General features: G+C 74.3%; 13 protein-coding genes. 7 read left to right on the forward strand and 6 right to left on the reverse strand.

Going from position 1 to position 15,399, the window contains the following annotated elements:
* Positions 1-97: 97 nt before the first annotated feature.
* Entirely contained in the window at positions 98-742 is a 645-nt protein-coding gene (locus tag ACFY3I_RS24225) for a LytR C-terminal domain-containing protein (RefSeq protein WP_390862577.1), read from the reverse strand.
* Positions 743-882: 140 nt separating this feature from the next.
* On the reverse strand, positions 883-1,179 hold the full coding sequence (locus tag ACFY3I_RS24230; protein ID WP_003999914.1) for a type II toxin-antitoxin system VapB family antitoxin: 297 nt from the start codon (positions 1,177-1,179) through the stop codon (positions 883-885).
* Between the two features lie 115 nt (positions 1,180-1,294).
* Between ACFY3I_RS24230 and ACFY3I_RS24235 the strand changes: the two genes are divergently transcribed.
* Positions 1,295-2,839, forward strand: coding sequence for a helicase HerA-like domain-containing protein (locus tag ACFY3I_RS24235; RefSeq protein ID WP_390862578.1), 1,545 nt, complete (start codon positions 1,295-1,297; stop codon positions 2,837-2,839).
* Positions 2,840-2,923: 84 nt separating this feature from the next.
* Here the strand turns inward: ACFY3I_RS24235 and ACFY3I_RS24240 are convergent, their stop codons facing one another.
* The 4 genes from ACFY3I_RS24240 to ACFY3I_RS24255 form a co-directional block, all read right to left on the reverse strand.
* A complete protein-coding gene (locus tag ACFY3I_RS24240) occupies positions 2,924-3,052 on the reverse strand; it encodes a hypothetical protein (RefSeq protein WP_365285598.1) in 129 nt (42 codons plus the stop codon).
* Positions 3,053-3,109: 57 nt separating this feature from the next.
* Positions 3,110-3,454: a hypothetical protein gene (locus tag ACFY3I_RS24245; protein WP_390862580.1), complete on the reverse strand. Its 345-nt coding sequence runs from the start codon at positions 3,452-3,454 to the stop codon at positions 3,110-3,112.
* Positions 3,455-3,548: 94 nt separating this feature from the next.
* Positions 3,549-4,274: an HdeD family acid-resistance protein gene (locus tag ACFY3I_RS24250; protein ID WP_365285594.1), complete on the reverse strand. Its 726-nt coding sequence runs from the start codon at positions 4,272-4,274 to the stop codon at positions 3,549-3,551.
* Between the two features lie 462 nt (positions 4,275-4,736).
* On the reverse strand, positions 4,737-5,411 hold the full coding sequence (locus ACFY3I_RS24255) for an HhH-GPD-type base excision DNA repair protein (protein ID WP_390862582.1): 675 nt from the start codon (positions 5,409-5,411) through the stop codon (positions 4,737-4,739).
* 133 nt (positions 5,412-5,544) lie between these two features.
* Between ACFY3I_RS24255 and ACFY3I_RS24260 the strand changes: the two genes are divergently transcribed.
* From ACFY3I_RS24260 to ACFY3I_RS24285, 6 genes are all read left to right on the forward strand, one after another.
* Positions 5,545-7,788 (forward strand): penicillin acylase family protein, encoded by a 2,244-nt coding sequence (locus ACFY3I_RS24260; RefSeq protein WP_390862584.1) that lies wholly within the window; start codon positions 5,545-5,547, stop codon positions 7,786-7,788.
* Positions 7,781-8,383, forward strand: a complete 603-nt coding sequence (locus tag ACFY3I_RS24265) for a GNAT family N-acetyltransferase (RefSeq protein WP_365285588.1) — start codon at positions 7,781-7,783, stop codon at positions 8,381-8,383. The genes ACFY3I_RS24260 and ACFY3I_RS24265 overlap by 8 nt, the downstream gene beginning before the upstream one ends.
* Before the next feature lie 94 nt (positions 8,384-8,477).
* Complete coding sequence (locus ACFY3I_RS24270; protein WP_390862588.1) at positions 8,478-10,406, forward strand: copper resistance protein CopC; 1,929 nt, start codon at positions 8,478-8,480, stop codon at positions 10,404-10,406.
* A 217-nt stretch (positions 10,407-10,623) separates the two neighbouring features.
* The gene (locus ACFY3I_RS24275) at positions 10,624-11,433 is read left to right on the forward strand and encodes an alpha/beta hydrolase (protein WP_390862590.1); all 810 of its coding nucleotides are present in this window, start codon (positions 10,624-10,626) and stop codon (positions 11,431-11,433) included.
* Complete coding sequence (locus tag ACFY3I_RS24280; protein WP_365285584.1) at positions 11,430-12,251, forward strand: SDR family NAD(P)-dependent oxidoreductase; 822 nt, start codon at positions 11,430-11,432, stop codon at positions 12,249-12,251. The genes ACFY3I_RS24275 and ACFY3I_RS24280 overlap by 4 nt, the downstream gene beginning before the upstream one ends.
* A gap of 311 nt (positions 12,252-12,562) precedes the next feature.
* Positions 12,563-15,292 carry an ATP-binding protein gene (locus ACFY3I_RS24285; RefSeq protein ID WP_390862593.1) on the forward strand — a complete coding sequence of 910 codons (2,730 nt, stop codon included), beginning with the start codon at positions 12,563-12,565 and terminating at the stop codon, positions 15,290-15,292.
* The last annotated feature ends 107 nt before the right edge of the window (positions 15,293-15,399 follow it).

Consider the following 15,399-nt stretch of genomic DNA (forward strand, 5'->3'; position numbering starts at 1 on the left):
CCGGGTTCGTGTGGTCGGTCGCGCGGTTCCCCGCGCCCCTGACGCTGGTTGGTGCGGGCCGGGGTGGAGGGTTCACCCCGGTTCGTGTGGCCGGGTGTCAGCAGTGTTTCTTGGTCGTTGCCGTCGGCTCGGGGTGGGAGAGGGCCGTGATGGCCTTCGCGGCCGTCGCCTGGGGCGTGAGGGTCTTGAACGCGTCGCCCAGGATCAGGTCCACCGCGGCACCCTTGCGGCCGGCCTCCGTGCGCTGGTCCGGTGCCGTGAGCTGGGTGGCCAGCACCGGCAGGGACGTGTGCAGGGCGGTGGCCGGGCCGAGCAGTACCGCCGTGCCCTTGACCTTCGCGTCGAACTTCGCCGGCGCGTTGCCGACGTCGCCGATCTTGAAGCCGCGTTTCCCGAGCGCGTCCGCGGTGGTCTTGGCCAGGCCCGTACGGGTCGTCGCGTTGTAGACGTTCACCGTGATCTGGGCCGGCTTCGGCAGCGCCGCCGCGCCGGTCGCGGGGCCCGTACTCGCCGCCGCCTGTTTCACGCACGCCGTCGAACCGGCCGCCGCAGCCTCTTTGTCGCCGCCCGTGAAGACGTCGATGAGCTGCAGGGTGCCCCAGCCGACGAGGCCGAGCGCGGTGACGGAGGCGACCGTGGAGAGGACGAGCCGGGCTCGCCGCCGGCGCGGGCGCATGCGAGGGTATTTGTCCCCAGTGATCCGGTACTGGCCGCCCATGCCGGGGGGAGTCAGCATGCTCATGAGCGCAGCGTAGTGCGCCACGGGTGCGTTGACTAATAGATGATCATCCGACGTCCCTCGGTCCAACCCGAAAGGGGCAACCCGCGTCAAACGCCGGACGGCGCGCGGGTGTCGACCGGACCGACGGCGCGCCGGGCGGGTCAGTCCAGTTCGAGCACGCGCGCGTGCAGCACCTGGCGCTGCTGGAGGGCGGCGCGGACCGCGCGGTGCAGCCCGTCCTCCAGGTACAGGTCGCCCTGCCACTTCACGACATGCGCGAAGAGGTCGCCGTAGAACGTCGAGTCCTCGGCGAGCAGGGTCTCCAGGTCGAGCTGGCCCTTGGTCGTCACGAGCTGATCGAGGCGGACCGGGCGCGGTGCGACGTCCGCCCACTGCCGGGTGCTCTCCCGGCCGTGGTCGGGGTACGGCCGGCCGTTTCCGATGCGCTTGAAGATCACACGGAAAGCCTACCGGTCCTGACGTTCCGGGCGCAGCCATGGCGGCCGAGTGCGACGCTGGAAAAGACACCGTAAAGGTCATCAAAAACGCAAAACGGGAACAGGGGATCCGATGATGAGTGCCGGTGAAGCCGCCGCGGCCGGCGATCCTCCCCCGGCCGCCGCCGCGATCGCCGCCGGGTACGCCTGCACCGGTCAGGCCCTGGACCTCGGCGCCCTTCTGTGGGGCGGCCGGTGCCGTCCCGACGTGCCGGTGCGTATCCCGCTGGCCGTGCTGAACCGGCACGGCCTGGTCGCGGGCGCCACCGGCACCGGCAAGACCAAGACGCTCCAGCTGATGGCCGAGCAGCTCTCGGCGCAGGGCGTCCCGGTGTTCCTGACGGACGTCAAGGGCGATCTGTCGGGCATCGCCCGCCCCGGTCAGGGCACCGAACGGGTCGCGGGGCGGGCGGCCGAGGTGGGCCAGGAGTGGACGGCGACCGGCTTCCCCGCGGAGTTCCTGGCGCTCGGCGGTCTCGGCCACGGCATCCCGGTCCGCGCCACCATCACCAGCTTCGGCCCGGTCCTGCTCTCGAAGGTGCTCCAGCTCAACCAGACCCAGGAACAGTCCCTCGGCCTGATCTTCCACTACGCCGACACCAAGGGCCTGGAGCTGTTCGACCTCAAGGACCTGCGGGCGGTGGTCGCCTTCCTCACCTCGGACGAGGGACGGGCCGAACTCAAGGACATCGGCGGGCTGTCGACGGCCACCGCCGGGGTGATCCTGCGGTCCCTGACCGCCTTCGAGGCGCAGGGCATGGCGGACTTCTTCGGCGAGCCGGAGTTCGACACGGCCGACCTCCTGCGTACCGCCCCGGACGGCCGGGGCGTCGTCTCGGTCCTGGAGCTGCCCGCCGTGCAGGAGAAGCCGCTGCTCTTCTCCACCTTCCTGATGTGGCTGCTGGCCGACCTCTTCCACGACCTCCCCGAGATCGGCGACGTGGACCGGCCGAAGCTGGTTTTCTTCTTCGACGAGGCGCATCTGCTCTTCGAGGACGCCTCCAGGGCGTTCCTGGACTCGATCACCCGGACGGTGCGCCTGATTCGCTCGAAAGGGGTCGGCGTCTTCTTCGTCACGCAGAGCCCGAAGGACGTACCGTCCGATGTCCTGGCCCAGCTCGGCAACCGTGTCCAGCACGCGCTCCGGGCCTTCACCCCCGAGGACCAGAAGGCGCTGCGGGCCACCGTGCAGACCTTCCCGAAGTCGTCGTACGACCTGGAGGAGCTGCTCACCGGCCTCGGCACCGGCGAGGCCGTGGTCACCGTGCTCGGCGAGAACGGCGCGCCGACGCCGGTCGCCGCGACCCGGCTGCGGGCCCCGGAGTCCCTGATGGCCCCGGTGGGCGCGGCGGAACTCGACGAGGCGGTGCGGGCGTCCGCCCTCCACGGACGTTATGCACAGGCTGTGGACCGGGAGTCGGCGTACGAGAAGCTGCGGCGGGACCCGGCCGCCACGCCGGCGTCCGCGCCCCGCGCGGAGCCCGCACCGCGGGCGGAGCCCTCGCTCGTCGAACAGGTGGTCGGCAGCGGGATGTTCAGGTCCCTCGCCCGTTCGGTGGGCACGCAGCTCGGCCGCGAGATCACCCGCTCACTGTTCGGAACGGCACGCCGGCGCAGGTGAGCCGGGCCCGGGCGGGCCGGTCCGGAACGCGCGCCGGACGGCGGGCCGGGCGCCCCGCACGGGCCGCCCGGCTGCCGGCCGGGGTCAACCGCGCTTCTGCTCCTGAGGACGCAGGCTCGGCGGTCGCGCCGTCTTCGCCTCCGGCTTCGGGGTGCTGCGGACGGCCTCCGCGCGCAGCAGGGCGCGCAGGACCGCGTACGGGTCTGAGGACATGACTGTGTTCCTTGCGTAGTGCCGACTGACCTGAGGGATGCGAGACCTGTCGGTCGGTCAGCAGCGCAGGACCACGGTGCGCAGCAGGGGCGTGGCGCAGGGCCGGCGTGGTGCCGTCGCGCACGGGCGGTGGCGGTCCGCCGGGTCCGCGGGCGCCGCGTCGGGGAGCGGCGCGGGACGCTGGGGTACGTCGGCGCGGTGGACGGCGCGGGCGGGGAGCCGCAGCGGGGTGTCGAGGACGTCGTGCTCGGTCGTCTCCGCGGCGGCGGCCGGGGCGGTGGTCGTGGCGCTGGCGCCGGCCGCCGTGGGGGCGCCGGCCAGCAGCAGGGCGAGCAGCAGCACGAGCGCCCGCAGCCAGGTGTGTCCCGGCCGCGGGTGCCCGGAGGGGGAACCGCCGCTCATGAGGGTCATCTCCCCGCGCGGCGAGCGGTGTTCATCGCACCCGGCACGAGATCCGCTCGCTCGGCGTACCCGTGGGGCGCGAGGTTGACGCCGTTCACAGGGTCTGCGGGATGTGCTTGGCCCGGCTGCGGATGCCGAACGAGGAGATGATCTCCACGAGGCCGACGACCACCAGCCAGATGCCGGCGACCAGCGTCAGCACGCCGACCGACTCGAACGGCGAGACGATCAGCACGACGCCGGCGATGAAGGTGACGACCCCGAGGAAGACCATCCAGCCGCGGGCGGGCATCGCGGGGTCGTGCACGGCGGCGATCGTCTGGGTGATGCCCCGGATCAGCCAGCCGATCCCGATCCACAGGGCGAGCAGCAGGATCGACTCCAGCGGACCGCGGAAGCAGAACAGGCCCAGCAGGATCGACACCGCGCCGCTGATGAAGGCCAGCACGCGCAGCGAGGTCGTCTTGTGCGTGCCGAACGCCGAGACCAGCTGGAAGACACCGCTGACCAGCAGGTAGACGCCGAAGAGCACGCCGGCGGCGAGCAGTGAGGCACCCGGCCACATGAGGACCAGGATCCCCAGGATCAGGGAGGAGAGCCCGGTGAGCAGTACGGTCTCCCAGGCCGCCTTCGAGAGGGCGTGCAGGGGTCCCTGGAAGGGCGGTTCGGGCTCGTGCCGGGAGGGGGCGGGGGCCGGCGGATGTGCGGGCGTGGAGACGGAGGCGCGCGCCGACGCGGGGGCTGAGGTCGAGGCCGCGGCCGCGGTGGCGTGAGCCGCGCGGTCGTCGTCGGCGGGGCCGGTGCTGGGAGGCTCGGTCATGGTTCCAGCTGAAACCTGCGGGTTCACCCCTGCCAGCAGGAAGCGGCCGATCGGGTGACGGCCGGTCCCCGTCCGTCCGGCCTCCCGGACGGCTTCACCGGCCCGCTTTCCGAGCCGCCCCGCCATGCCGCCGTCCCGTCACGCCGACGTCCCGCCACGCCGCCTGCCCGGCTCGTCCCTTCCGGGTCCCAGGCCGGGCCGCCTGCCGGACGGTGCGGCCAGGCCGCTTTCCGGGACGTCCCTCCCGGGGCTGCCTGCCGGGCCGACCCGCCTGGCTGCCTGTCAGGCCGGTTCGCCCGGCCGCGTACCAGGCCGATCCGCCTGGCTGCCCGTTAGGCCGGATTGCCCGGCCGCGTGTCACGCCGGTACGCCCGGCTGCCTGCGGGGAAGGTCCGCCTGGCTGCCTGTCATGCCGGTTCGCCCGGCCGCGTACCGGGCTGGTTCGAGCGGCCGTTCTCCGAGTTACTTTCCGGGCTGCTTCTCCGCGGCCTTCGCCGCCTTGGCCGCCGCCTTCGCCTCCTGCTTGAACGCCCGTACCTTCGCCAGTGACTCGGGTCCCGTGATGTCGGCCACGGACCGGAACGACTTCGCCTCCCCGTACGCGCCCGCGGCCTCCCGCCAGCCCTTCGGCCGTACGTCCAGCTGCTTGCCCAGCAGGGCGAGGAAGATCTGCGCCTTCTGCCTGCCGAACCCGGGCAGTTCCTGGAGCCGTTTCAGCAGTTCCGCGCCGCTGCCGGCGTCGCGCCAGATGTTCTCGGCGTCACCGTCGTAGTGGTCGACGAGGTACTGGCAGAGCTGCTGGACGCGCTTGGCCATGGAGCCGGGGTAGCGGTGCACCGCCGGCTTCTCGGACAGCAGCGCGGCGAACGCCTCGGGGTCCTGGGCGGCGATCTCGTGCGCGTCCGGCTCGTCCGTCCCCATCCGCCGGGCGATGGTGGCCGGCCCCTTGAACGCCCATTCCATCGGGACCTGCTGGTCGAGCAGCATCCCGATGAGTGCGGCGAGCCTGCTGCGGCCGAGGAGTTCGTCGGCCTCGGGGTCCTGGGCGAGGCGCAGGACCCCGGTGTGGGCCCCGGTGTGGGTGTCGGCGGCCGTGTCGGTGTCGGCCCGGGGGGTGGCCTTGGCGTTGGCGTCCATGGGTCGATGATCCCGTGCCCGCATCCGCCCCGCGCGCTCGCGGAGGCCCCGCCGCCCCGCCCCCGCACCCCTCACGTACGATTCCCAGGATTCAGATTAGGCAAGCCTAACCTTAGACAAGGGGTTCCGCAGGGTGACCATCACGACGTACCGAGACGCCTGGGGCGTCCCGCACCTGCGAGCCACCGACACCCGCGAACTCGCCCGTGCGCAGGGCCGGGTCACCGCCCGTGACCGGGCCTGGCAACTGGAGGTCGAACGCCACCGGGCCCAGGGCACGTCCGCGTCCTTCCTCGGATCCCCGGCCGTGCCCTGGGACGTGTTCGCCCGCCGGGCCCGCCTGGCGGACACCGCGAGACGGTGCTTCGAGGCGCTGGAGGGACGCGACCCGGAGACCGCGGACTGGGTACGGGCGTACGTGACCGGCGTGAACGAGGGTCTGGCGGCAGGCGCCGCCCGTACCCCCGAGTTCGCCCGCACCGGCCTCACCCCCGGCACCTGGGAGCCCTGGCATCCGCTGGGTGTCTGGCTGACCGCCCACATCCTGTTCGCCGGCTTCCCCGCCAAGCTGTGGCGCGAGGAGGCGATTCGGCATCTCGGCGAGGACGCGGTCCCCCTGTTCGCCACGGACGGGCCGGGCACCTCGGGCAGCAACGGCTGGCTCCTGGCGGGTTCCCGCACCACCACCGGTCACGCCCTCCTGGCCGGCGACCCCCACCGTTTCATCGAGGCACCCGGCGTCTACCAGCAGATCCGCCTCTCCTGCCCGGAGTTCGACGTGATCGGTCTGGCCGTCCCCGGCGTACCGGGCATCGCCCACTTCGCCCACGCGGGCACGGTCGCCTGGTCCATCACCAACGCCATGGCCGACTACCAGGACCTCTACCGCGAACGCCTGCGCTTCACGGAGGCGGGCGTGGAGGCACTGGGACCGGACGGCGGCTGGCGGCGGGCCGAACGCCACACCGAGACGGTGGAGGTGGCGGGGCGGGAGCCGGTACGCGTCGAACTGATCGAGACCGATCGAGGCCCCCTGATAACACCCCCCACGCCCGCTGCCCCGCACGGTGCGGAGCCGGACCCCGAGGCCGGTGCAGAGGTGGGTGTCGGGACCGGCGCCGAGACCGGTGCCGAGCCGGACCCCGAGACCGGTGTCGAGGCACTGGCGTTGCGTTACCCGCCCCGCGTCACCGCCGACCTCGGCTTCGGCGCCCTCCTCCCGCTCCTCCGGGCCCGCCGGGTCGCCGACGTCGACCGGGCGTTCGACCTCTGGGCCGAACCCGTCAACGTCGTCCACGCCGCCGACACCGCCGGAGGCACCCTGCACCGCGTCGCGGGCCGGGTCCCCGTCCGCTCCCGCACCAACCGCACCCGCCTCGCCCCCGCCTGGCTCCCGGGCCACGCCTGGCAGGGCTGGCACGAGATGCCGTACGGCGACCTCACCGACGGCGTGGCCGTGATGGCGAACCAGCGCGGCCCCGCCGCACCCCTGGGCGTCGAGTTCGCCCCGCCGCACCGCGCCGACCGTATCCGCGCCCTCCTCGGCGAGCGCCCCACCTGGTCCGCCGCCGACCTGTCCGCGATCCACACCGACACCCACCTCGCCTCCGCGGCACCCCTCCTCGACCGCCTGGCCGCCCTCGACGGCCTCACCCCCAGGGCCGGCGGCCTCCGCGACCTGCTGCTCGCCTGGGACCGCAGGATGGACGCCGACAGCACCGGCGCCGCCGCCTACGCCGCCCTGCGCACCGCGGTCGTACGCCGGCTCGCCGCGCACCCCGCCTTCGCCGCCCTCGCCGAGCCCCCCGGCCACCCCGAGATACTGCTCCCCTGGCTGGCCCTCACCCCGCGTGTCGCCTTCGCGCTGGAACACCTCCTGAGGGCGGAGGAGCTGTACGGCATCGACCGTCCCGCCCTCGTCCGTGCGGCCGTCGAGGAAGCCGCCGCCGAGCGAACCACGGGCACCGACCCCGGCACCGACCTCGGCCCCGGCACCGGCCCCGGTATTGACACCGGCCCGGGAACCGACACCGGCCCCCGCGCCGCCACCTGGGGCGACACCCATCGCCTCGCCCCGTGGCGGGCGCTGCCCGAGCCGTCGTACGAGGGGCCCGCCCTGTCCGGTGACCACGACTGCGTGCTGTGCACCTCGGCCGTGCCCGGACTCACCGACCTCTCCGCGCGCGGCCCGGCCGCCCGGTACGTCTGGGACCTGGCCGACCGCGACAACAGCCGCTGGGTGGTGCCGTTCGGCGCCGACGGCGTCCCCGGCGCACCGCACCACACCGATCAGCTCGCCCTGTGGCTCAGGGGTGAGCTGACCCCGGTCGTCACCGACTGGGACCGCCTGGAACTCGTGGAGGAAACCGATGACTGACCACACCGTCGACGGCTTCGGCACCGTCCGGCTCCGGCCGCTGGACCCGGAACGGGACGCGGACGTCGTGCACTCCTGGGTCAGCGAGGAACGCGCCGCCTTCTGGGGCATGACCGGCCTCACCCGCGACCGGGTCGCCGGGATCTACGCCCACATGGCCACGCTCGACACCCACCACGCCTATCTCGCCCTCCTCGCCGAGCGGGACGACGCCCCGGTCGCGCTCCTGCAGACGTACGAGCCGGCGGCCGACCGCGTGAGCGAGTGCTACGACGTCCGCCCCGGCGACATCGGCATCCACGTCCTCCTCGCCCCGGCCGGACCCGACGGCCCCCGCCCCGGCTGGACGGACGGCCTGCTGTCCGCCTTCACGGAGTTCGCCCTGCGCACCCTCGACCGCCACCGCATCGTCGTGGACCCGGACGTCCGCAACGCGAAGGCGATCGCCCGCTTCACCCGCCAGGGCTTCACCCGCGGCCCGGCCGTGGTGCTCCCCGAGATCGACCTCCCGGACGTCCAGATACCCGCGAAACATGCCCAACTGGCGTTTCTCGACCGGTCCGCGGCCTTCCCGGAGGCCGTCGCGACGACCTGATCACCCGGCCGGGGGACCTTTCAGCACAATGAGCGCTGCAGGCCCCCCATCCGTATGACCCGTGAACGCCTGCTTCCGGACTCAGGACGGTGACGTGAGCGAAGAACACGGCCTGCGACGCACGACGGCTCCCCGCGGAGCGTGGCGCGCCCTCGCCCTCCTCGGCGCCCTCCTCACCGCCCTCCTCCTCGCCTCGGCGGCCCCCGCCTCCGCCCACGCGGCCCTGCGCGGCAGCGACCCGGCCGACGGCGCGGTCCTGAAGTCGGCGCCCGGGGCCGTCACCCTGACCTTCACCGAGTCCGTCGGCCTGCTCGACGACTCGTTCCGGGTGTACGACCCCACCAACCACCGCGTGACCACCGGCGACCCCGAACACGGCCCCGCCGGCGCGGACACCGCGCGGATCACCTTCCCGGAGAAGCTCGGAACCGGCACGTTCACCGTGGCGTGGCGGGTCGTGTCCGCGGACAGCCACCCCGTCTCGGGTGCCCTCACCTTCTCCGTGGGCAAGCCGTCGGCGACCACGGCGGCCGTCCCCGCCGGCCCGGACGAGAACCCGGTCACCGGCAGCCTCTACGACATCGGCCGCTACGGCGCCTACCTGGCCGTGGCCCTGCTGATCGGCACCGTCGCCTTCCTGGCCCTGTGCCGCCCGCCGGACCCGGCCCCGCTGCACAAGCCGGTCCGGACCGCCTGGTGGGCCCTGCTGGCGGCCACGCTCCTCCTCTTCGTCCTGCGCTCCCCGTACGAGGAGGGCAGCTCCCCGGCGACCGCCTTCGACCTCTCCGCGCTCGCCAGGACCGCGACGGGCCGCCCCGGCCTGGTCCTGCTGGCCAGGGTCGCCCTCCTGGCGGTCGTGGCGGGGCTGTACGTCCTGGCGCTCCGCGGACGGCCGGAGCGGCTGCGTCCGTCGTCCCGCACGTTCCGGGTCACGTCCGCAGTCCTCGCCGTCGCGCTGACCCTGACCTGGGCGGCGTCCGAACACGCGTCGGCCGGCATCCAGGTACCCCTGGCGATGACGTCCTCGGTGCTGCACCTGCTGGCCATGTCGCTGTGGCTGGGCGGGCTGACGGCCCTCCTCACCATCCTGCGCCGGTCCACCGCCGGCCCCCTTCCGGCGGCGGTCGTCACCCGGTTCTCCCGGGTGGCCTTCGCCTCGGTGACGGTCCTCGTGGTGACCGGCGTCTACCAGTCCTGGCGCGGCCTGGGCTCCTGGCAGGCGCTCACCGGTACGACGTACGGCCGTCTCCTGCTCGTGAAGCTCGTCGCCGTGACCCTGCTGCTGGCGGCGGCCTCCCAGTCCCGCCGCTGGACGGCGATGCCGGCGAACGGGCCCGCCGAGGCCGCGGCGGACATCCGCGACCGGGTCCCGCAGACGGTCGGCGCACCGGCCCGCGAGGCCGCGCCGTCGCAGGAGGCAGCGCCGGGTCCGGGGGCGGCGACGGGCCACGATGCCCCGGTCTCGGCGGCGGAGTCGGTCTCGGCGGCGGAGCCGGTCTCCGTGGCGGAGCCGCTCCCGGCGGCGCATCACCGGGCCCTGCGCCGCTCGGTGCTCGCCGAGGTCGCCATCGGCGTCGCCGTCCTGGTCGTCACCACGATCCTGACCGGCACCCTGCCCGGCCGCGCCGCCGCCGAGGCGGCCGAGTCCGGCACGGGGGCCGCCACGGCCGGCGGCATCCCGGCGGCCGCCGTGGCGATGGTCCCCTTCGACGTCGGCACCCCGAACGGCCACGGCAAGGTGCAGATCACCCTGGATCCGGGCCGGGTCGGCCCCAACTCCGTCCAGGCGGTCGTCTTCGGCCCCGACGACGGCATCTCCGCCGTCCCCGAACTCCGCCTCTCCTTCACCCTCGCCGCCCAGAAGATCGGCCCCCTCCCCGCCGGCCTCACGGACCGCGGCGGCTACTGGGCCACCGACTCGGTCAGCCTGCCGATCGCGGGCGAGTGGACGATGAACCTGACGGTACGGGTGTCGGACCTGGACCAGGTGACGGTGGCGCACAAGATCCGGATCGCCGGCTGACGGTCCGGGTCCGCCGGTCCGCCCGGGGCCGTCCCGGTCCGCCGGTCCCGCCAGTCCGTCCGGTCCTGCCGGTCCGTCCGGTCCTGCCGGTCCGTCCAGTCCTTCCGGTCCCGCCAGTCCGGCGGGACTGGGGTGCCACCACGGTTCGAGTGCGCGGCGGACCCGGTTGTGTGGGCTCCCGCAGGAACGACACGCCGTCACACTGGAGGGCCGAGCCATGACCGCCCCGATCCCCGTCTACTTCATCCACGGGCTGTGGCTGCACAGCGCCTCCTGGCAGCCGTGGGTCGACCTGTTCCGGCAGGAGGGCTACGAACCCTCCGCCCCGGGCTGGCCGGGCGACCCCGACACCGTGGCGGACGCCCGGACGAACCCGGAGAGCATCGCCGACCACGGCATCGACGACGTCGTCGAGCACTACGCGGCACTGATCGCCGAACTGCCCGCACCGCCCGTCCTGATCGGACACTCCTTCGGCGGCATGATCGCGCAGAAGCTGCTCGGCCAGGACCGCGCCGCCGCGGCCGTCGCGATCGACGCCGCCCAGATCAAGGGCGTCCTGCCGCTGCCGCTGTCGGCGCTCAAGGCCACCCTCCCGGTGTTCAGGAACCCCGCCAACAAGCACCGCGCGGTGTCCCTGACCGCCGACCAGTTCCGGTTCGCCTTCGGCAACGCGGTCTCCGAGGAGGAGTCCGCGGCGCTGTACGACCGCTGGACCATCCCCGCCCCCGGCAAGCCGCTCTACGAAGCGGCCTCGGCCAACTTCAACCCGCACTCCCCGGCGAAGGTGGACACCGCGAACTCCGGCCGCGGCCCGCTGCTGCTGATCTCGGGCGGCAAGGACCACACCGTGCCCGAGACCGTCACCCGCGCCACCCTCAAGCAGTACCGGCACTCCGACGCGGTCACCGACATTATTAACTTCCCCGACCGCGGGCACTCCCTCACCATCGACAGCGGCTGGCGCGAGGTCGCCGACACGGTCCTGGCCTGGCTGGGCTGGCAGGACCTGGCGGCCGGGCGATGACGGCCGGCCCCGCCGGCCCCGCCGCCCACGACCTCGGGCTGGCCGGACAGAGCGCCGTGGTCACCGGGGCCGGGCGCGGGATCGGCCTGGCCGTGGTCGAGGCCCTCCTCGGCGCCGGCGCCCGCGTCGTCGCGGGCTCCAGGACCCGCACCGACGCCCTCGACGCCCTGGTCAAGGCCGGTGCCGAACTCACCGTCGTAGAGTCGGACCTGACGGAGCCGGACGCCCCGGCCGCGCTGGTGGCGGAGGCGGTCGCCGCGTACGGCGGAGTCGACGTGCTGGTGAACAACGTGGGAGCGGTGCGCCCCCGGGTGGACGGCTTCCAGGCGGTGACCGACGCCGACTGGGAGTGGGCCCTCACGATCAACCTCATGGCCGCGGTGCGCGCCACCCGGGCGGCCCTGCCGCACCTGATCGCGAGCGGCGACGGACGGATCGTCACCGTCTCCTCCGTCAACGGCCGCCTGCCCGATCCGCTGGTCATCGACTACAGCGCGGCCAAGGCGGCGCTGACGAACTTCTGCAAGGCCCTGTCCAAGCAGGTCGGACCGCAGGGCGTCCGGGTCAACACGGTGAGTCCCGGACCGGTGGAGACCGGCCTGTGGAAGGGCGCGGGCGGCGTCGCCGACACGGTCGGGCGGTCGGCGGGCATCGATCCGGCCGAGGTCGCCCGCGACGCCGCCGGGGCGGCGGCCACCGGCCGCTTCAGCACCCCCGCCGAGGTCGCCGACCTCGTGCTGTACCTGGCCGGCCGGCGTTCGGGGAACACCACCGGCGCGGACTTCGTGATCGACGGAGGCCTGACCGACACGCTCTGAACAGCACCCGACCGGCGCGGTCCGGTGCGGTAGATCCCTGGGGGGTGCGGTAGATCCCTGGGGAAGGAAGGCGAAGTACGCCCCGGCGGGCCCCGGTCGACGCGCCGTTCGAGGACGGTCGCACCGACATGGGGCCCGCGTCGGCGCCGCCGTGGACAGGTGTCGTGGAGCAGCCCGCCCGTCCCCCGACCGCCCGGCGGAAGTGCCGGGCGGTCGGGGCGGGTTGCCCGCGGCCCGCTTTCTCCCTCAGCCGGCGGGCCGCGGCGCAGTATCCTGATCTTCCAGGCGGACCGAGCCCCGGGACCCCGCTGATGGGGGTCAACGTGAAGCTCGTCGGCCGGGACGACCAACTGGACCTGCTGCGCCGGATGCTGGCCGAGCCACGCGGCCACCGGAGCGCGGTGCTGTTCCAGGGCGCGCCCGGCATCGGCAAGACGGCGTTGCTCGGCGAGACCGCGGCCCTCGCCGGCCGGCTCGGCCACCAGGTGCTGAGCACCGGTGGTGCCGAGGCCGAGAGCGACATCCCCTACGCCGGCCTCCAGCTCCTCCTCCGCCCGTTGGACGCGGGAGCCGCCGAACTGGCCGCGCCGCACCGGCAGGCCCTGGACACCGCGTTCGGGCGCGCCGAAGCCGGGGTTCCCGACGTCTTCCTGGTCGGTCTGGCGGTACTCAACCTGCTGGCCGACGCGGCCGCGGTCGCGCCGGTGCTGGTCCTGGCCGACGACGTCCAGTGGCTCGACGACGCCACCGTCGGCGTCCTCGCCTTCGTGGCACGCAGGATCGGCACGGAGCCGGTGGTCGTGGTGGGAGCCGCCCGCGACGGCTACCGCTCGCGCCTGAACGCCGACGAGCTCACCACCGTCGACCTGGCACCGCTGACCGACGGCGAGGCCACGGAACTCCTGGCGGGCCGCGCCCCGGAGCTGCGTCCGGCCGCGCACCGCCGCCTCCTGGCCGAGGCGGCCGGGAACCCCCTGGCCCTGACCGAGCTGTCGCGCACCCTCGGCGCGTCCGCCGACCCGCACCTCGCCCGGCTGCCCCTCACCGAGCGGCTCGAACGGGCCTTCACCGACCGCCTGGAGACCCTGCCGGACACCACCCGTGGCCTGCTTCGGATCGCGGCCCTCGACGACAGACCGTCGCTCCCCGAGATCTACCGCGCGACCCGGGAGTTCACCGGTGTGCCGGCCGGGCCGGCGGACCTCGAACCGGCGGTGCGCGCCCGGCTCGTCCAGGTCGTCGGCACCGAACTGCGTTTCGGGCATCCGCTGATGCGGTCGGCGATCCACCAGACCATGCCCACCGGCCTGCGGCACGCCGCGCACGCGGCCCTCGCCACCGTGCTCGACGCCGACCCGGACCGGCAGACGCGGCACCGGGCCGCCGCCGCCGACCGCCCGGAGGAGACGGTGGCCGCCGCACTGGAGGAGGCCGCCCACCGGGCCGCACGCCGTGGTGGCATCGCGGCGGCCGTCACGGCCCTCGAACAGGCCGCCGCGCTCAGCGAGGATCCCGACCACCGCGCCGAACGGCTGCTGCGCGCTGCCGACTTCGCCGTCGAGCTCGGTCGTCCCGAGACCGTGACCCGACTGCTGGACCAGGCGCTCACCGGGCCGCTGTCACGACGGCAGCACGCCACCGTCGTCTGGCTGCGCGGCAGCTTCGACGAGGGGCTGCGCAGCCACTCCTCCGGTGCCGTCCCGCTGACGGCCCTCGCCGAGGAGATGGCCGCCGAGGACCAGGCGCTGGCGCTGCGGATCCTGTGGAGCGCCGCGCAGTCGTGCTTCTGGTCCGAACCGGGCGCCGAGGGCCGCCGCCGGGTCCTGCGGGCCGTGGAGCGGATGGAGCTGGACGAACTGGATCCGTGGAGGCTGGCGATCTGCGCCTACGCCGCGCCGGTCGACCGCGGTGCCTTCGTGCTGGACCGCGCCCGGCACGTCACCCCGCGGGAGGGCGACGACGGCCGCGCCTACCGGATGCTCAGCACCGCCGCGCTCCTCGCCGGGGGATTCGACCTGGCCCGGGCGTTCTCGGCGGCCGGCGGCGCGCCGCTGCGGGCCCAGGGACGTCTGGGGCTGCTGGCCCGTACGGTCGGCGCGGACGCCTGGAGCGCCCTGGTGACCGGCGACCTCGGTGCCGCGATCGCCGCGACCGAGGAGTCACGGAGGCTGGCGCGCGAGACCAGCCAGACCATGATGTACGCGCTGATGACCGCCACCGCGGCCAAGCTGGCCGCGTTGCGCGGTGAGGTGGACGCCGCCCTCGCCCTGGCCGAGGAGGCGGAGGGCATCGGACTCCCGGTCGGCGCGCGTCCCGTGCTGGCCACCGCGTCGGCGGCACGCGGTCTCGCCGCGTTGGGCGCGGGGCGGTTCGATGAGGCCTTCGGCCACTTCCGCAGGCTGCACGATCCGGCGGATCCCGCCTTCCAGGTCGCCCTGCGCCTGACCACGGTGGCGGACCTCGTCGAGGCGGCGACGCGCTGCGGGCGGGTGGCGGCCGTACTCCCGCTGGTGGCGGAGCTGGAGGCGGTCGCCGAGGTGACCCCCGCGCCCGTGCTCCACGCGGACCTGCGTCTGGTCCGGGCCCTGCTGGCCGTCGACGACGCGGCCGCCGAACCGCTCTTCGCGGCCGCGTTGGCCGCCGACCTCAGCGCCTGGCCGCTCATCAGGGCCCGTACCCACCTGGTCTACGGCGAATGGCTCCGGCGCCGGCGGCGCAGCGTCGAGTCCCGGGACCATCTCCGGGCGGCCCGTGACATGTTCGACGCGCTCGGCGCGATCCCCTGGGGGGAGCAGGCCCGCCGGGAACTGCGCGCCGCGGGCGAGACCAGCCGCCGCCGGGCCCCGGACGCCCGTGACCGGCTGACCGCGCACGAACTGCAGATCGTCCGGCTCGCCGCCGAAGGGCTGACCAACCGTGAGATAGGCCAGCGGCTCTACCTGTCGCACCGCACCGTCAGCTCCCATCTGCACCGGATCTTCCCCAAGCTGGGCGTGGTCTCGCGCGCCGAGCTGCGCTCGGTGGTCAGCGCACTGCGCTGACGACCGTCACATGACGCTCGCCGCGGACCGCGCGGCCCCCTAGCGTGCTCCGTACGGGGCCCGGGACCGGGGGCGCGGGTACCCCGTGCGGGGGTTCGTACCGGGGT

Source organism: Streptomyces sp. NPDC001068 (assembly GCF_042897315.1).
In the GTDB taxonomy this organism is placed as follows: domain Bacteria; phylum Actinomycetota; class Actinomycetes; order Streptomycetales; family Streptomycetaceae; genus Streptomyces.